12 protein-coding genes are annotated in these 19,042 nt (G+C 56.0%); 7 read left to right on the top strand and 5 right to left on the bottom strand.

Annotated elements, in window-relative coordinates; genetic code table 11:
- Nucleotides 1-35 precede the first annotated feature (35 nt).
- Nucleotides 36-881, bottom strand: coding sequence for a CvfB family protein (locus RIKMI_RS12380; RefSeq protein ID WP_037291177.1), 846 nt, complete (start codon nt 879-881; stop codon nt 36-38).
- Nucleotides 882-1,023: 142 nt separating this feature from the next.
- Between RIKMI_RS12380 and RIKMI_RS0100135 the strand changes: the two genes are divergently transcribed.
- The 7 genes from RIKMI_RS0100135 to yidC all read left to right on the top strand — a co-directional run bounded on the left by RIKMI_RS0100135 (nt 1,024) and on the right by yidC (nt 12,118).
- Nucleotides 1,024-1,827 (top strand): amidohydrolase, encoded by an 804-nt coding sequence (locus RIKMI_RS0100135; protein WP_051214173.1) that lies wholly within the window; start codon nt 1,024-1,026, stop codon nt 1,825-1,827.
- A 6-nt stretch (nt 1,828-1,833) separates the two neighbouring features.
- Complete coding sequence (locus RIKMI_RS0100130; RefSeq protein ID WP_027289973.1) at nt 1,834-2,613, top strand: sulfite exporter TauE/SafE family protein; 780 nt, start codon at nt 1,834-1,836, stop codon at nt 2,611-2,613.
- 13 nt (nt 2,614-2,626) lie between these two features.
- Nucleotides 2,627-3,562 (top strand): lytic transglycosylase domain-containing protein, encoded by a 936-nt coding sequence (locus RIKMI_RS0100125; protein WP_027289972.1) that lies wholly within the window; start codon nt 2,627-2,629, stop codon nt 3,560-3,562.
- Nucleotides 3,552-6,440 (top strand): excinuclease ABC subunit UvrA, encoded by a 2,889-nt coding sequence (gene uvrA, locus RIKMI_RS12375; protein WP_084135108.1) that lies wholly within the window; start codon nt 3,552-3,554, stop codon nt 6,438-6,440. The genes RIKMI_RS0100125 and uvrA overlap by 11 nt, the downstream gene beginning before the upstream one ends.
- Before the next feature lie 106 nt (nt 6,441-6,546).
- A complete protein-coding gene (locus RIKMI_RS12370) occupies nt 6,547-8,565 on the top strand; it encodes a DUF349 domain-containing protein (protein ID WP_051214147.1) in 2,019 nt (672 codons plus the stop codon).
- A 9-nt stretch (nt 8,566-8,574) separates the two neighbouring features.
- Nucleotides 8,575-10,200 carry a CTP synthase gene (locus RIKMI_RS0100110; RefSeq protein WP_027289971.1) on the top strand — a complete coding sequence of 542 codons (1,626 nt, stop codon included), beginning with the start codon at nt 8,575-8,577 and terminating at the stop codon, nt 10,198-10,200.
- A gap of 10 nt (nt 10,201-10,210) precedes the next feature.
- A complete protein-coding gene (yidC, locus tag RIKMI_RS0100105) occupies nt 10,211-12,118 on the top strand; it encodes a membrane protein insertase YidC (RefSeq protein ID WP_027289970.1) in 1,908 nt (635 codons plus the stop codon).
- Between the two features lie 364 nt (nt 12,119-12,482).
- Here yidC and RIKMI_RS0100100 read toward each other — a convergent pair whose 3' ends face one another.
- From RIKMI_RS0100100 to RIKMI_RS0100085, 4 genes are all read right to left on the bottom strand, one after another.
- Entirely contained in the window at nt 12,483-13,502 is a 1,020-nt protein-coding gene (locus tag RIKMI_RS0100100) for a 2-oxoacid:ferredoxin oxidoreductase subunit beta (RefSeq protein WP_027289969.1), read from the bottom strand.
- 10 nt (nt 13,503-13,512) lie between these two features.
- A complete protein-coding gene (locus tag RIKMI_RS0100095; RefSeq protein WP_027289968.1) occupies nt 13,513-15,351 on the bottom strand; it encodes a 2-oxoacid:acceptor oxidoreductase subunit alpha in 1,839 nt (612 codons plus the stop codon).
- Between the two features lie 708 nt (nt 15,352-16,059).
- Nucleotides 16,060-16,941 (bottom strand): fimbrillin family protein, encoded by an 882-nt coding sequence (locus RIKMI_RS0100090; RefSeq protein WP_037291174.1) that lies wholly within the window; start codon nt 16,939-16,941, stop codon nt 16,060-16,062.
- Nucleotides 16,942-16,974: 33 nt separating this feature from the next.
- Nucleotides 16,975-18,819: a fimbrillin family protein gene (locus RIKMI_RS0100085; protein WP_037291171.1), complete on the bottom strand. Its 1,845-nt coding sequence runs from the start codon at nt 18,817-18,819 to the stop codon at nt 16,975-16,977.
- Between the last annotated feature and the right edge of the window lie 223 nt (nt 18,820-19,042).

Genomic DNA, 19,042 nt, shown 5'->3' with positions numbered 1-19,042 from the left:
AAGTACAAAAAAACGTTTTCTTCGCCAGCTGTTTTTTAAATATTTTTCTTTTCGATACGCCTGACCGAAGTGTCCCCGCTCTCCACCGCTCCGTGGCTCATCAGGTAACCGACGGCCCGTTTGAATATCTTTTTGCTCATGCCGGTCAGCAGCCGGACTTCGTCCGGGGCGGATTTGTCGCCTACGGGCAGCGTGCCGTCCGCTTCGTCGATCATTTTCAATATCTCGTCCGCGGCGATCTTCACCTGGTCGAATCCTTCCTGCTGGAGCGACAGGTCGATCCGGTGGTCTTCGGCGATTTTGCGCACATAGGCTTTCATCCGCATGCCCAGTTTTACGTCGGTGAAGATCTGGTTGTCGTACAGCATGCCCCAGTGCCGGTCGTTGACGACCACCCGGTAACCTTTGGGTTTCCGTACCGCGATCAGGATATCGACCTCTTCTTTCGGCCGCACGGTGATTTCGTCGTTGTTGATGATTTTGTTCAGTTTGGAGGTCCCGACGGCCCGGCCCGTTACATTGTCCACATAGACCGTGACGACGTACCACTCCCCGACCAGCATCGGCGCCTGCTGGTTCCGTTTGGGGACGAACAGGTCTTTGGGCAGCCCCCAGTCCAGAAAAGTCCCGTGATAGTTGAATCCCACGGCCTGGAGGGCGGCGATTCCCCCTTCCGTAATTTTCGGGGTTTCGGTCGTGGCCACCAGCCGGTCTTCCGAGTCGGTGTAAACGAAGACCTCCATCGTGTCGCCCATGGCGTATTTTTCGGGTACGTAACGGTTCGGCAGCAATACCTCTTTCCCCTCTTCGTCGGTCAGGTACAGACCGTTGTCGGTTTTCCGCGCGGCGGATAACCGGTTGTAATTCGCAACTCGTATCAAAATTTGTCTTCTCCCCTGTTTTGTATATGCAAAGATAGAATTTTCCGCGAAAGAACAAACCGGAAATTAATCCGCCGCAACGTTGCACGAATCCTTCGGGCTGCGTAACTTTGCGCGATTCGAACTTTTTGAACATGCCGACATGGACAAACGACTGAAAATAGCCATCTTCCAGATGGACATCGTATGGGAAAACCCGGCGGCGAACTGCCGTAAGGCCGCCGAATGGATCGAACGCGAGGCTGCCGGTGCCGATTTGGTGGTATTGCCCGAAATGTTCGCTACGGGTTTCAGCATGGATCCCGCTTCGATCGCCCAGGAGACGGACGGCGAGGTGGTGACATTCATGCGCGATTTAGCCGTGAAGACCGGCAAGGCGATTATCACGAGCGTGGCGATCCGGGACCATGTCCGGCGCACGGAACCGGAGACGGGTTATTTCAACCGTTTGTTTTTCTTTACGCCCGACGGCGTATGGCTCACCTATAATAAAAGGCACCTGTTCCGGATGGGCGGCGAACATGAAAAATACGTGGGGGGGACTTCCCGCCTGATCGTCCACTACAAAGGTTTTCGGATATGCCCGATGATCTGTTACGATTTGCGGTTCCCGGTCTTTTCGCGTAACCGGAGGGATTACGACGTGCTGGTTTATGTGGCCTGTTGGCCGGAGGCGAGGCGGCACGCCTGGAGTTCGCTGCTGCGGGCGAGGGCCATCGAGAACCTGGCTTACGTGGTGGGCGTCAATCGCTGCGGAGAGGAGCCGGGGAATGTCTATTCGGGCGATTCCGTTATCCTGGACTATCTGGGACAGCCGCTCGCCGAAGCCGTCCCGTCGCGGGAATGCATGGTCTCGGCGACCGTTTCGATGGACGAACTGGAGGCTTTCCGCCAGAAATTCCCGGCCTATCTGGATGCCGACGATTTCGTATTGACGGAGGATTAAGGGAACGTGAGCCTGCCGGTCGTCATACTGCTGATCTGTTCGGGAATCTTCGTGGGCGTGGTCAATACTTTCGCCGGGGCTGCGGCCGCCGTGTCGATTTCGGTTTATACCGCCCTGGGGCTGCCTATCGGCATTGCCAACGGAACGAACCGGCTGCCGGTGCTTTTTCAGGTAGGGGCCGCGGCATTCAATTTCCGCAAACAGCATTTGTTGGACTATTCGATCGGCCTGAAGTTAGGCATTCCGACGGCCGTCGGGGCATTGGTCGGCGCCGAATTCGCCGCCGTGGTCGATCCGTCACTGTTCGTGATGTTGCTCGCTACCGTCCTGATCCTGCTGCTCGCTTTGTTGCTGTTCAGCCCGAACCGGATACTCAAGGGAAACGGGAAGCCGCTGCGGGGAGTGAAAAAACTCGACTACCTGTGGTTCCTGCTGGTCGGACTGTACGGCGGAGCGTTCCAGATCGGGATGGGATATGTGATACTGGGGCTGACCATCATGGGGATGGGCTACGACGTGATTCGGGCCAACGCCCTGAAAAGTTTCATCGTAATGATCTATATCCCGTGCACGCTGGCGGTCTTCATGTATCACGGGCAGGTGGCCTACGCATACGGTTTCGTGCACGCCATCGGGAATGTGATCGGGGCGTACGTCGCCTCGAAATACGCTACGCGGATCAATACCCGGCTCCTGCGCTGGATGCTGGTCGTATTCATCGTCCTGACCGTGCTCGACCTGTTTAAAATAATCAGCATTAAAAATGCGTTGGATAACATATTATAAACTGGCAGACGAAATGAAAAAGATCGTTTTGTTGATTTCCGTCGCATGGGCGGCCGGAAGCGTTACGACAGCCTGCGCGCAGCAGGGAAGCCGGCCGGCCCCGGCGGCGGTGGCCGACATCCCGGAGGAGGCGTCTCCGGTTTTTATCCCGAACCTGCCGAAAGAGCTGGATTTCGCCGGCGAAAAGGTGCCGCTGCAATATGCCGAGGTACGCGAGGCGTTGGAGCGCGAGATGACCGTAACGATGTTCATGCACTCGCGGACGTTGCGTACTCTGCGGCTGACGACCCGTTATTTTCCGGTGATCGAACCGATTCTGAAAAAATACGGCATTCCGGAGGATTTCAAGTACCTCTGCATGGCCGAGAGCGGACTGGACCCGAACACCGTATCGCCGGCCGGCGCGTCGGGCCTGTGGCAGATTATGCCGTCGGCGGCCAAAGACTACGGCGTCGAAACGGGACGCAACGTGGATTTGCGGTTCAACGTCGAGATCGCGACCGAGGCGGCCTGCAAATACCTGCGGAACGCTTACGAACGGTACGGAAGCTGGACGCTGGCGGCCGCTTCGTACAATGCCGGACTGGCGGGCGTAAGCAGGCGGATGGGCATACAGGACGTGAAATCCTATTACGATTTGTTCCTGCCCGAAGAGACGATGCGGTACGTATACCGTATCCTCTCTTTCAAATTATTGACGGAACATCCGCAGAAATACGGTTTTTACCTGCGAAAGCGGGATTATCTGCCGGCATTCGAAAATTACAGACAAGTAACCGTCAGCGGGCAGGATATAGACTGGTCGGCATTCGCGGCCGAACACGGGACCAATTACAAAGTGCTGCGCATACTCAACCCGTGGATACGGAGTTACGAGTACGCCAACAAGGGGGGCACGACCTATACGGTGACGGTGCCGACGGAAGGATTCAGGGAAAATGGGAAATAAGAACGACAAGATCATCGTCGAAGGGGCGCGGGTGCACAACCTCAAAAACGTGGACGTTACGATTCCGCGCGACAAACTGACCGTCATTACGGGTTTATCGGGTTCCGGGAAATCGTCGCTCGCTTTCGATACGATCTACGCCGAGGGGCAGCGTCGGTATCTGGAGACGCTGAGTGCTTACGCCCGACAGTTTTTCGGGACGCTGGAACGTCCCGACGTGGACAAAATCACGGGACTCAGCCCCGTGATCGCCATCGAGCAGAAAACCACCGGGCGCAATCCCCGTTCGACGGTGGGAACCGTTACGGAGATCAACGACTTCATGCGCCTGCTGTTCGCACGGGCCTCGACCGCCTATTCCAAGGCTACGGGCGAGGAGATGGTGCATTACAGCGACCAGAAGATCGCCGAACTGATCGTCGAGCGGTTCCGTGGTCGCCGGATCGCTCTGCTGGCGCCGGTCGTCAAGGGCCGCAAAGGCCATTACCGCGAACTGTTCGCCACGATGATCAAAAAGGGGTATCTCTATGCCCGGGTGGACGGCGAAATCGTCGAACTGCGGTCGGGCATGCAGCTCGACAGGTATAAGATACACCATATCGAGCTGGTGATCGACCGGATGGTCGCCGAACCGGAAGCGGAAGCACGGATCAAAAAAAGCCTCGAAGAGGCGATGCGCCAGGGAAAAGGTACGATGATGGTGGCCGATTACGAGACGGGCGAGGCGCGGTTCTACAGCCGCAACCTGATGTGCCCGACTACCGGCATCTCTTATAACGAACCGGCTCCCCACACTTTTTCGTTCAACTCCCCGCAAGGGGCCTGTCCGCATTGCAACGGGCTGGGCGAGGAGACCGTCTTCGACATTTCGCGCATCATCCCGGACGGTTCCAAATCCATCGCCCGCGGGGGGATACAACCGTTGGGAAAGCCCAAAACCAACATGGTGTTCAACAAGATCGCCGCATTGGCGAACCGGTACGATTTCACGTTCGACACGCCGCTGGACGAGCTGGACGAGGAGGCGATGAACGCCCTGCTCTACGGCGACGCTGCCCCGCTGCGCATCAAAGCGCAATCGGGCGCGGGAAACAGTTACATGACGGCCTGGGAAGGGGTGATCGCCTACCTGGAAGCGCAGGCCGAAGAGGGCGACAAAGGGGCGAAATGGAAAGAGCAGTATGTGGAACGGCGCCCCTGTTCCGTATGCCACGGGACACGGCTCAAAGAGGATTCGCTCTATTTCAGGATCGACGGTAAGAATATCGCCGAGTTGTCGGCTATGAGCATCGAAGAGCTGACGGAGTGGTTCCGGGACATCGAAAAACGGCTCACAAAGAAGCAACAGGCCATTGCGCGGGACATCCTCAAAGAGATCCGCGAACGGCTGCGGTTCCTGACGGACGTCGGACTGGGATACCTCTCCCTGTCGCGTTCGTCGCGCACGCTCAGCGGCGGGGAGAGCCAGCGGATACGCTTGGCTACGCAGATCGGCTCGAAACTGGTGAATGTACTTTACATTCTGGACGAGCCGAGCATCGGCCTGCATCAGCGCGACAACATCAAGCTGATCAACTCCCTGAGGCAGCTGCGCGATGCGGGGAACAGCGTGATCGTGGTGGAGCACGACCAGGAGATGATCGAATCGGCCGACTGGATCGTGGACGTGGGACCTGCGGCGGGCCGCAAAGGGGGTGAGATTTCTGCGGCGGGTACCTTGTCGGATGTTCTGAAAACCAGCACGTTTACGACCGACTACCTGACCGGGCGCCGGGCGATCGAGATTCCCGCCCGGTTACGCAAGGGCAATGGGAAATACCTGACCGTCAAGGGAGCGAAGGGAAATAACCTGAAAGATATTACGGTGAAATTCCCGTTGGGGAAATTCATCGTGGTGACCGGCGTGAGCGGCAGCGGGAAATCGACGCTCGTCAATCAAACCCTGCGCCCGGCGGTTTCGCGCGAGCTGTACCGGTCATACGACCAACCGCTGCCGTATGATAAAATCGAAGGCATCGAAAACATCGACAAACTGGTGATCGTGGACCAGTCGCCCATCGGACGCAGTCCGCGGAGCAATCCGGCGACCTACTCCAACGTGTTCGGCGACATCCGCAAACTGTTCGAAGCGACGCCTGACGCCCAGATTCGGGGATACAAGGCGGGGCGGTTCTCGTTCAACGTAAAGGGCGGCCGGTGCGAAGAGTGCCGGGGCGCCGGGGTGCAGACCATCGAAATGAACTTCCTGCCGGACGTTTATGTGACCTGCAAAGCCTGCAACGGGCACCGGTACAACCGCGAGACGCTGCAAGTGAAATACAAAGGAAAAAATATCGACGACGTGCTGAACATGACGGTCAATCAGGCGGTCGAGTTCTTCGAGCACGTGCCGACGATCCACCAGAAACTCAAAGCCATTCAGGACGTCGGGTTGGGTTATCTGCGCCTGGGACAGCCCTGCACCACCCTGTCGGGCGGGGAAAGCCAGCGGATCAAGCTCTCGGCGGAACTCTCGCGCAAGGATACGGGCAGTACGCTTTACATCCTGGACGAACCGACTACGGGACTCCATTTCGAAGACATCCGCGTGCTGCTCGGCGTATTGAACAAACTGGTCGATAAGGGAAACACGGTGATCGTGATCGAACACAACCTCGACGTGATCAAAGTGGCCGACCACCTGATCGACATCGGCCCCGAAGGGGGTGGAGCCGGTGGCCGGCTCGTCGCCCAGGGGACGCCCCGGCAGGTCGCCGACTGCCCCGAAAGCTATACGGGCCGGTTTCTGAAACCCATTCTGGATAAGGAGGAAACGGGCCGGGCGAAGGCTACCCGCCGGGGTGCGAAAAAATTTGAGAATGGCGAAAAATCTTCCTAATTTTGTAGGAAAGTTTTGATGCCCGGTTTTCCGGAGGGCTGTCGATCAGGATTCTTCGGAAAACCGGGCATCTTTGATTGTGTTACCCCAAATAACCTGAACAAACATGGAAAGTCAAGGTTTAACTTCTGCTCAGGCGCCCGAAACGCAGCAAGAGCAGTTCGAAGCCGCGGCCGTGGAACAGGAAGAGGCGACTGCCGCCGCTCCCGCTACGGCAAACGAGGCTGTCGAAACTACGCAGGAGACCACCCTGTCCGCAGAGGTCCCGGAAAACGAGGCCGAAACGGAGAGCGCCGCTCCGGCCGCCAATCCCTATGCCGACAAGACCCAGCCGGAACTGATCGACCTGCTGGCGAAAATGCTGGAAGAACGTCCGGTACAGAATTTGCGCGGCGATGTGGAAGCGGTGAAAATTGCATTTTACAAAGCCGGCCGTGCGGAGATCGAAACCCAACGGGCGGAGTTCATTGCCGGCGGCGGCGATCCGGAGGCATTCAAGCCGGCCGAAAACGACAACGAGGCCCGTTTCAAAGAGCTGCTGGTACGGTATCGCGAAAAGCGGGACGCTTTTACGAACCACGCCGAACAGGAAAAGGAACGGGCGTATGCGGCCAAGCTCCGAATCATCGAAGAGCTGAAAGAACTGGTGAACGGCAACGAAACGCTGGGCCAGACGTTCAATACGTTCCGGGAATTGCAGCAACGCTGGAAAGATGCCGGGATCGTGCCGCAGGATAAGATCAAGGATCTGTGGGAGACCTACCACCATCATGTCGAAAATTTCTATAACTACATAAAAATCAACAAGGAACTGCGCGATCTCGACCTCAGGAAAAACTACGAGGCGAAGACCGCTCTGGCCGAGGAGGCGGAAGCCCTGATGCTCGACCCGTCGGCCACCGATGCGTTCCACAAGCTCCAGAAACTGCACGAGGAGTGGCGCGAAGTCGGTCCCGTGGCGCCGGAGTTCAAAGACGCCCTCTGGGAACGTTTCAAAGCGGCCAGCACGCAGATCAACAAACGCCATCAGGAGTATTTCGAAGGGATCAAGGCCGAACAGAAACAGAACCTGGCCCTGAAGACCGAATTGTGCGAAAAGGTCGAAGAGCTGGCCGGATCGGCGTTCACTTCGCATAAGGAGTGGAACGCGGCTTCGGAACAGATCATCGAAATCCAGAAAGTTTGGAAAACCATCGGTTTCGCCCCGAAAAAGGATAATACGAAAATATACGAACGTTTCCGGACGGCCTGCGACAAATTTTTCGAAGCCAAACGGACTTTTTACCAGGGGATGAAGGCCGAAATCGCCGATAACCTGCAGGCGAAGCTGGATCTTTGCGTGCAGGCCGAAGCGTTGCAGGACAGCGAAGATTGGAAGGCGACGACCGACGCTCTGATCGCCTTGCAGAAAAAGTGGAAAGAGATCGGAGCGACTTCCCGCAAACATTCCGAACAGGTCTGGAAGCGTTTCCGTGCGGCGAGCGATAAATTTTTCGCCCGCAAGGCGGAACATTTCGGGAACCAGGACTCGCAGTATGCCGAAAATCTGGCCCGCAAGCAGGAGATGCTCGAAGAGATGCGCCGCCGTCTGCACGAGAAGGTGGACATCACCTTCGACACCATCAAAGACTACCAGCGCAGATGGGCCGAAATCGGTTTCGTTCCGATCCGGAAAAAAGAGGCCGTACAGTCCGAATATCGCAAAATCGTGGACGGTCTTTTCGAACAGCTCCGAGGCGAAGAACGCGAACGCCATATCCGCAATTTCAGGGATAAAGTATCCAAGATACAGGAGAGCGGCAGCCGGAGGCTGAACCAGGAGCGCGACCGGCTGTACAACAAGATCCGCCAGATCGAAGGCGACATCCAGATTTGGGAGAACAACATCGGTTTCTTCGCCAAATCGAAAAACGCCGAAGCCCTGATGCGAGAAGTGCAGAACAAAATCGCCCGGGCTAAAGAGCAGATCGCCACGATGATGGAAAAGATCCGGATGATCGACCATCCGGAACCCGCTCCCGCTCCGGAAACCGAGGCGGGAACGGCGCCGAAAGCGGAATCCGCCCCGGCGACGGAAGTTCCGGACCAAGAAAACGCGGCAACCAATACGACGGAAAAGGAGTAACCAAACCATATGAAATCACAGACCAAATACATTTTCGTGACCGGCGGCGTCGCCTCTTCGCTCGGTAAGGGGATCATCGCCGCATCCCTGGCCAAGTTGTTGCAGTCCAGGGGTTATTCGGTGACGATACAAAAGCTCGACCCGTATATCAACATCGACCCGGGGACGCTGAACCCCTACGAGCACGGCGAATGTTACGTGACCGAAGACGGGGCGGAAACCGATCTCGACCTGGGGCACTACGAACGTTTCCTGGGGCGGCCCACCTCGCAGGCCAACAACGTGACCACCGGGCGCATCTACCAGAGCGTCATCAACAAGGAACGGCGCGGGGAGTTTCTGGGCAAGACCGTACAGGTGATCCCGCATATTACGGACGAGATCAAACGGCGCATCCAGCTGTTGGGGACCAAACACAAATACGACGTGGTCATCACCGAAATCGGCGGTACGGTCGGCGATATCGAGTCGCTGCCCTATATCGAGTCAGTGCGCCAGCTCCGTTATGAATTGGGATTCCGCAATACGCTGGTGGTGCACCTGACGCTGATTCCGTACATGCGGGCCAGCGGCGAACTGAAGACCAAACCCACCCAGCATTCGGTGAAAGCCTTGCAGGAAAACGGTTTGCAACCGGATGTTCTGGTGCTGCGTTCGGAAATGCCGCTGACGGAAGAGGTCAAACGCAAAGTGGCCCTGTTCTGCAACGTGGAACCGGACGCCGTGGTCGCCTCGCTCGACGTGCCGACCATCTACGAAGTGCCTCTGATGATGCTCGACCAGAAACTGGATATCGTGGCCCTGCGGAAACTGGGGCTGGACACGGAGCGTCCGATCGACCTCGAAAAGTGGCGCGATTTCGTGGACCGGGTCAAACATCCCGACAAAGGCGAAGTGAAAATCGCCCTGGTCGGAAAATATACCGAACTGCCGGACGCCTATAAATCGATCAGCGAAGCGTTCGTACATGCCGGCGCGACCAATCACGTAAAAGTGAGGTTGCAGTACGTGAATTCGGAAAAAATCACCGAAGGGAACGTAGCGGCCGTCCTCGGCGAGATGAGCGGCATTCTGGTTGCGCCGGGATTCGGCCATCGCGGGCTGGAAGGCAAAATCGTGGCCGTGCGTTATGCACGCGAAAATCTGGTTCCGTTTCTGGGAATCTGCCTCGGCATGCAATGCAGCGTGATCGAATTCGCACGGAACGTCCTGGGGCTGGCCGAGGCCAACTCGACCGAGACGGGAGCCACCCCCGACCCGGTGATCGACCTGATGGAAGAGCAGAAAGGCATCACCGAAAAGGGCGGAACGATGCGGCTGGGGGCCTATCCCTGTACGCTGGCCGAAGGATCGCACGCCTACCGGGCCTACGGCAAGGCGAATATCAGCGAACGCCACCGCCACCGGTACGAATTCAACAACAAGTACAAAGACGCTCTGGAAGCGGCCGGCATGATCGCCACCGGGATCAATCCCGATACCAACCTGGTGGAAGTCGTCGAAGTACAGGGCCATCCGTGGTTCGTCGGCGTACAGTACCACCCGGAGTACAAGAGTACGGTCGTCAATCCGCATCCGCTTTTCGTCGATTTCGTGAAAGCGGCCATCAATTATCAGGAAACCAAGCAGAAATAGATTGTCATAGATGAATAAAAACACACTCATCGGTTTGTTGGTGATCGGCGTGATCCTGTTCGGGTTCAGCTGGTACAACAACAAGCAATATACGGAAAGACTCCAACAGCAGCAGCGACAGGATTCGATCGCCATGGCCCGCGCACCGAAACCGGCGGCTTTGCCGGGCGGCGAAGCGCTCGCTCAGGGCCAGCTGTCCCCCGACAGTGCGGCACTGACCGGCACGGAACCGGCTCCCTCGGTTCTCGGATCGGTTTACGACTCCCAGCTCAGAGGCGAAGAGAAGTTCTATACGCTCGAAAACGACCTCTTTATCCTCACTTTTTCGAATAAGGGAGGTCGAATCGCCGCCGTAGAACTGAAAGACTATAAAAAATACGACGGCTCGCCGTTAATGCTTTTCCAGAACGAGACGCACGGGATCGAAGGCCGGACGATGCAGGGCGGACGGTTCAATCTGAACCTCTTCGCACCGGAGCAGATCAATACGGCCGATTTTTATTTCTCGCCGCGGATGATCTCCGACACCTCCATCGCGTTCCGCCTCTATGCCGATTCGGCTTCGTACCTGGAGTACCTTTACACCGTCCGGCCGGACAACTACCTGATGGATATGAAAGTCGATCTGTCCCATTTCAGGGGCAAGATCGTTCCGAACCAGCCGGACGTAACCCTCGCGTGGAGCATGATCTCGCCGCAACAGGAAAAAGGGTTCGACAACGAGAACAATTACACTACGATCGCCTATAAATACCCCGGCGAAACATCCATCGAGGAACTCGGCATGTCCACCGGAACCAAAGAGGAGGACATTACGACCAAAGTGCAGTGGGTGGCATTCAAACAGCAATTCTTCTCTTCGATCCTCGTGGCGAAGGACAACTTCTCGGCAGCCGATCTGAAATTCAACACTTTCAAGCCGACGGATTCGAACATCAAGGATTTTTCGGCATTGCTGACGCTGCCCTACTCTCCCGCGACGGAAAGCTACGACCTGCAATTCTATTTCGGGCCGAACAAGTTCTCCGTACTGAAGAAATACGGCGATCTGGAATTCCAGAAACTGGTGCCGCTGGGCTGGTGGATCATCGGCTGGATCAACCGCTACGTCGTGATTCCGGTATTCGATTTCCTGGGCAGTTATATCGCCAGCTTCGGTATCGTTATCCTGATCCTGACGGTGCTTATCAAGTTGTTGATCTTCCCGCTGACCTACAAATCGTACCTCTCGACGGCCAAAATGCGGCTCCTGAAACCGGATATCGACAAACTCAACGAGAAATATCCGAAGAAAGAGGATGCGATGAAGAAGCAGCAGGCGATGATGCAGCTCTACAAGGCCGCCGGAGTCAATCCGATGGGCGGATGTCTGCCGCTCCTGATCCAGTTTCCGATCCTGATCGCCATGTTCCGGTTCTTCCCGGCTTCGATCGAGCTTCGCGGAAAATCGTTCCTGTGGGCCGACGACCTCTCGTCGTACGACAGTATCTGGACTTTCCCCGACGGATTCAGCATCCCGTTCTACGGCGACCATGTGAGCCTTTTCGCCTTGCTGATGGCCGTATCGCTGTTCATCGTTTCCAAAATCAACTATGCGCAGTCGGCGGGCATGAGCAGCCAGCAGATGCCGGGCATGAAGTTCATGATGCTCTATCTGATGCCGGTATTGCTGCTCGTCTGGTTCAATAACTATTCGGCCGGTCTTTGCTACTATTATTTGCTGGCCAACATCATTACGATGGGACAGACTTTCGCGTTCCGGTATATGGTGGACGACAAGAAGCTGCATGCCCAGATGGTGGAAAACACCAAAAAGCCGGTCAAGAAATCGAAATGGCAAATGCGCCTCGAAGAGATGCAACGCCAGCAGGAAGCGCTGCGGAAACAGCAGCAGCAACAACGCGGCGGTAAACGCTAATCATAATTCTCGATTAAACGCGCAGGGGGATGAAAGTAACCTTTCATTCCCCTGTTTTTTCGTCATACCGTCCTGTAATTACGGACTGTTTTTTGTTCGGAATCCAGTATATGCGACTTTATCCTATTTTATATGCACGGCTGATTTGCCATGTATGCAATCCCGCCTTCGCTCCTTTCCCCCTCAGAGAAACTCCCGACCGGAGTGCCCGGCGCACCGCCGGATCGATAAGAGGGAGAAACGGTCGCCCATCAAGAGGTGTAATCGGTTTTATAAAGAACGGGGGCGGATTTCCGCCCCCGTCTATTATCCGGAAAACACGGTTTTGCGCTTAACCTGCACCGCATCGTCAATCCCTGTCTAACTATTTGACTTCCCACGTTTCCCCGCTGTGCAGCAGTTGATCCATATTGAAAATCTTGGCCCGCATACGCACTTCGATCAACTGATCGCGCACCTGATCGTCGTAAGTATGGTCTTTGACCGCCCGGATCACGCCGAGAGCCACCGGCATTTCCGGAGCTTTCATATTGACCAGCATCATATGGATTCCGGGATTAGGCTCCGTCGCGTCGTGTACCAGGATATCCGCCCGCGTGATGCCGTTTTCCCCGATCTTGACGACTTTCAGTTTCAGTCCGTCCAGAATTAGCCCCTTGTCCCGATTCTTGCCGAAAATCATCGGCTCGCCGTGTTTCAGGACGATCGTCATGTCTTCGCGTACCTCCTTGTTCAGGAAGTACTCGTAAGCCTTATCGTTGAAGATGACGCAATTTTGGAGAATCTCCACGACCGAAGCCCCGTCGTTCTTAGCCGCGGCGACCAGACAGTCCTTCGTCAGGTTCACGTCCACGTCGATCGTCCGGGCGAAAAATGTCCCGCGCGCGCCGAGTACGATTTCGCCCGGCGAGAACGGATGCTCCACCGTTCCGTACGGCGACGTCTTGGTCACCTTGCCGAGCGGCGAGGTCGGCGAATACTGCCCTTTCGTCAGACCGTAAATCTGATTGTTGAACAGCATGATATTGATATCGATGTTCCGGCGTATCGCATGGATGAAATGGTTGCCGCCGATCGCCAGCGCATCGCCGTCACCCGTCACTTCCCACACCGACAGGGTCGGATTGGCCACCTTGACCCCTGTGGCGATAGCCGCCGCGCGGCCGTGGATACCGTGGAAACCGTAAGTGTGCACGTAATACGGGAAACGCGACGAACAGCCGATACCCGATACGAACGTGAAGCGCTGATGTTGGTAATTGAGCGCCTCGGCCACTTCGGGGAGGGCCTTCGTGACGGCGTTCAGAATAAAATGGTTGCCGCACCCGGGGCACCACTTGACCTCCTGGTCGCTTTTGAAATCCTTGGGCGTATATCGTATCATAGCGGTCTCTCTATTTTTTGTCTTCCAACAGGGCGCGGAAATGGTCGGTCAGCTCGACTACCGTGAACGGCAACCCCTGGACTTTGTTATGTTGCAGATAGGTGAATTGCTGGAACTTCGTCCGCAGGTAGTCGGCGAACTGCCCCATATTAAGCTCGCAGACGACGATCTTCCCGAATTTCGAAAAGATCTTTTCCACCCCTTTGGGCAGCGGGTTGATGTGGCTGAAATGGCAGTGCGAAACGCTTTTGCCGTCGGCCCGCAGCATGTCCACGGCCGTGCGCAACTGCCCGTAGGTACCGCCCCACCCGACGACCAGCAGGTCGCCGCTTTTATCGCCGTAAACTTCCTGCTCGGGAATGAACTCGGCCACGCGGGCGACTTTTTCCGCCCGCAGATCGACCATCCGCTGGTGGTTCAGCGGATCGTGCGAGAGGCTCCCCTTGACGTCCAGTTTTTCGAGACCGCCCAGCCGGTGTTCGCACCCGGGCGAACCGGGCAGTGCCCAACTGCGTGCCAGCCGTTCCGCATCGCGCTTATAAGGCATGAATCCGCCGTCCGGGACTTCGGTCACTACCGGAGGGTGGATTTCGGGATATTGGCTCATCGACGGGATTTTCCATGCCTCCGAACCGTTCGCGATATAGCCGTCGGAGAGCAGGATAACGGGCGTCATGTGCTCCATGGCGATTTTGGCCGCCCGGAACGCCGCATCGAAACAGCCCGAAGGCGTGCATGCTGCCATCACCACCAGCGGGCATTCGCCGTTGCGTCCCCACAGGGCCTGATAGAGGTCGGCCTGTTCCGTTTTGGTCGGCAGGCCGGTCGAAGGGCCGCCCCGCTGCACATCGACCACGACTAACGGCAGTTCGGTCATGACGGCCAATCCCAACGCTTCGCTTTTCAGCGACAGGCCGGGGCCGGAAGTGGTCGTTACCCCCATGTTGCCGGCGAACGAGGCGCCGATTGCCGTACAGATGCCTGCGATTTCGTCTTCGACCTGCAAAGTCTTCACTCCAAGGTCTTTCCGTTTGGCCAATTCTTCGAGGATGGCTGTTGCCGGCGTGATCGGGTACGAACCGCAGAAAAGCGGCCGCCCCGATTTCTCGGACGCCGCCATCAGCCCCCATGCCGTGGCCACGTTGCCGGAGATGGTCCGGTAGGTACCTTTCGGCAGTTTGGCGGGCGGCACCTGGTAAGTCGTCGTGAAAATATGGGTGTTGGAGGCGTAATTGTATCCCGCTTTCAGCGCGAGGATATTCGCTTCGGCTACGGCGGCTTTTTTTGCGAATTTTCTCCGGAGGTAGCTTTCGGTATGATCCAACGGCATGTCGTAAAGGCAGAAACAGATGCCCAACGCGAACATGTTTTTGCATTTGTTCGCCGCTTTCATGTCGAGTCCCGTTTCGGCCAGCGCGTCTTTGGTCATGGACGAGATCGGGGCGCGTATGATGTTGTAGTCCGAGATCCCGAGTTCGGCGAAAGGATCGAGCGTTTCGAAACCGGCTCTTTTCACGGCGGCTTCCGTGAAACTGTCGGCGTCCACGATGACCGTGGCCCCTTTTTTGAGCCATTTGCGGTTGGCGCGCAGGGCCACCGGGTTCATCGTTACGAGCAGGTCGCAGTAATCGCCGGAAGTAAGCACTTTTTCGCTGCCGATATGTACCTGGAATCCGGAAACTCCGGCCAGGGTACCCTGTGGGGCGCGGATTTCGGCCGGAAAATCGGGGAACGTCGCAATGCTGTTGCCCCCCAGGGCCGAAGTGTCGCTGAAAAGCGTCCCCGTCAGTTGCATGCCGTCACCCGAATCGCCTGAGAATCGGATAACTACGTCTTTTGTCTGCTGCATTTGTTTGGGTTGATAATTGCTTCGGCAAATATTGTCAATTTTTTACAGATAACCTCGGATTCGTTAAAAATAGAGGCGGGGATGTCCGCGCTTCGGTAATGGTCGGTCGTGCTCATCCGCCGAATCGTCCATCGACCTACCTGCAACCGGTCGTAAAATCTGCCTCCGTTTTCGGATAAATTCATTATATTTATCCAAGTTTTATGGTAAGTATATGATTCTACCGAAATCGGAAACGATCTCCCCCGCCGACCCTGCGGTACCGCTCGGGACAGTGTGGCCGGGACTTTCCACGAACGGGGACATGCAGTCCGCAATTATCCGTGAGTCGGAGTACGTATGAAATCAAGGTAAAGTCGTAATATGGATACCGTTTTAGATGTCGCACAGCTCATGAAAATCCGACGATTCTTGTTATTGGGTGTTATTTTGTCGGGAATGCTTCTGTCTTCCTGCGTCGTACATCGGCCGCACGGTCCCCGGCACCGCCCGCCGCACAGGAGGGAGGCCCCTCCTCCACTGCCGCCGCATGAACGGCACCGGCCCAAACCGCGGAAACGGGTTCCGCCGCCCCGGGCGTTCTACGTGCCGGAACATACGGTGCCTGCCGTCCGTCAGGAAAGATCCTGATGCCGCCCATTGCCCTCCGTATTCAGCATAGCCAGAGCCGGGTGCGCGCCGGCTCTTTTCGGTTTGAGGCGAGTGTTGTCAGATGATAATTTCGCCGTCGATATTTCCCTGGGAATTCCATCCCCCGATTTGTGAAGCGTCGATTCTGATCCCGTCTTTGGCGACCGTCAGTTCGACCGTCAGCGTTTTTCCCCCTTCCAGACGGGTCAGCGGTATTCCCTCCGTCGTTGCGGCCGGCAGCAGGAACGTTTTGTCGATACCCTTGAAGCGGACGTTGAGCACCACTCCGTCCTTGGGTTGTGGCACCAGCAGGAAAGCGACCTCCTTTCCGGATACCTCGTCCGTTTCGGCCTCCGCCGTCTGCGTTCCTTCCAGTACCTCTCCTTTTTCCAGATCCACCGTGCAGGAGGACAAAGCCCTCAGGGAAGTGACCACTCCGGCCAGCTCTTCGTCCGAATAGGAACCGTCCGACACGTACCGTACCGCCAGTTTGTGCAGCGCATGTGAGAAGGCGAGTTTCACCGGTTTTACGGACCCTTTGTCCGTCCGTACCGCTTTTGCCAGCAAGAGATCCTTGTCCGCGGTCGAAGGCGCGGTAAATGTGAATGCGCCCTCCCGTACCGTTTCGGGCCAGGGATAGCATCCGGAGAAGTTCACCGTCCCGGCTGCATCGGGCAGCCCGAGATCCTCCCAGAACAGTTCGGTAGAACCTACGGTATAGTCTTTCAGTACGGATTCGAACCCGTCGGCGGCGATATTCAGCGCGAACCGGTCTCCGGGCGCGAAATTTCCCGCCCCGTTCTGGTCCAGTTGCGGCGCTTTCGCGAGTGCGTCGATAGATGTGGCGATATTGATTTCGGTCGGTCCTTTTCCGTTTTGGGTCGTTCCTTCGCATGCCGTCAGCAGCGGCGCCAGGCCGGCTGCTGCGAGCAAAGCTGCAATGCGCGTTTTCCTGTTCATATATATCCTTTCGTTTGTCGTAATTGTCCGTTCTTATTCTTCGTCAGGCTGTACTGCCGGAAATGCCTCCCGCCATACGTCGAGTCCCAGATCGATCACATTCAATGAATTAATGACTGTCTGGCTGTTCCCCAGATATACGTCTGTTTCCCGATAAGTGACCTTGCGGCGGATCAGGCGGTGATGTTGGTAATTGTTACTGCCTCCGCTCACTGCGAAATTGTAATAATCGTTATTATCCACGTAATAAATGGCCGATATATATCCGTTTTCGTCGAACTCGGCTCCCCAAATCACCATGGCATGCGCTCCGCCGGAGGGGTAACCGATATCGAATCCCAAAGCCTGATTATGTTCGAACGCATCTTTGATAATGCTGTTGAAGTTGGATTTGTTGAGCGGTCTGTAATTTTTAGCTACATCTTTATTCTTAAACAATTCGGTGAAATAACCGCCGAAGTTATTGTACACATCCATATTGTGCGCGCCGATTCCCACTGAATTGCCGTTGATGAACCAATTGACTCCGAAATGCGATGATGATCCTCGATTCTGGCAGGTCTCCCGGAAGAAATTGAAAATTTCGCTTTTCTTCTTGTCCGAGAACTCGGCCGACGGCCGCGGATATCGCGGCCAGGGATTGGCATTATACTGTCGGTCGTACAGCTCGATATATTTTCGGTTATGGTACATCCACCAGTGCAGCAGGTTCGAAGCCGAAGCCGCCCAGCACATGTTCCAATCGCTGTACCCCGGACGGCTGGCTCCCACTTCGGGATTGTCTTTGTCGCAGTCGTACCAACGGTACGTGCTTTGCCAATTGAGAAATTCGCGGTCCGTAGTGTGGAACCATATGCCGGAGGGGAAGTTTTCCGGAATATAACCGCCGTCGGGAACCGATTCTTCATTGTCGCGGGGGTAATCCGGGGTTTCAGGCGTTTTGATGCCGTACACCCAGCAGGTTTTATTGGCATATTCGGGATCCGGTTCGTCCGGTTCCGGTTCCGGTTCCGGTCCGGGATCGATTCCTCCGCCCGTTTTCAGACGCAGGTTCAGGGTCGTTTCTTTGCCGCTTTCCAGCGATGCGGAACCGCCGATCCCGGCCGGCGCCTTATAGAGCGAAGTCTTACCGTTGGCAGTGATTTCGACCCAGCCGTTGGTATAGTTGTTTAATTTGGAAGGGAACAGGATAGCCTCGAACTGCCCTGAGTTTTCGGTTACGGCACGGGGGATGACCCATTCCTGATTGCTGAAAGGATCGTTGGGCTTTCCCGTATAAAGCGAAAAAGAACCCTCCGTCCGGTTCGACACTTTAACTGACAAGTCGGTCGGCAGCGTGCCGTTTTCGGAAGCGATGTTGATTTTCAGGCGGTGCATTCCGTGGCTGAACGGCAGTTCGATACGGCTGCCGATCAACGTTGCGGTATTGATCGTTCGGTTCGACCATAATAAGTCCGAAGCCTCGTAACCTTCCGCCTGCTGGTCGGTCGATACCGAATGTTTGTGCCTGTTGTCCGTAACTTCGTCCTGTATGTCGTCGCGTGCCGGATAATAGGCACTGAGGGTTACCAGCCCTTCGCCCAGATCGCTTTTTCTGAGCCGCGGCGTCCACGTGCCGTTCTGCCGCGTCAGGACGATATGCCGTGAGGGGGCGCCGTAAATGTAGAGCCCGATCCGGTCTCCGTCGGTAAATGAGCCGCTGCCGTCTTCGCCGATGTCCGCCCGCGTTTGCGGAGCCTCCCGGCTGAAGACGAAGTCTACGAACCCGTTCTCTTTCAGCCCGAAAACATCGTCCGATTTGCGGCAGCCGGACAGCAGGACCGCAGCGATGCTTATTACAATAAGCAAATATCCTTTTATCCGCAACTCTTTTTTCATATCCGTATTCGGAATTTACATTTTAAACGGCAAATATAATACTTGTAGTGTATAATCTATACTTATTAACTCGGCCTTGATATTGAAAATAGTAAAAATATAAATTATTGAAAAACAGTGATTTGATGATATATATCCCAGTTTTGTCGGATTTGTCCGCTTCGGATGCCGGCGGACGGAAGCCGTTTTCCGGGGAGGTCTCCGCGGATGGTAAAGAAATTTT

The organism is Rikenella microfusus DSM 15922 (assembly GCF_000427365.1).
Classification (GTDB): domain Bacteria; phylum Bacteroidota; class Bacteroidia; order Bacteroidales; family Rikenellaceae; genus Rikenella; species Rikenella microfusus.
Note: the sequence above shows the minus strand (reverse complement) of the source record. Positions and strands in the feature narration are given on the sequence as shown.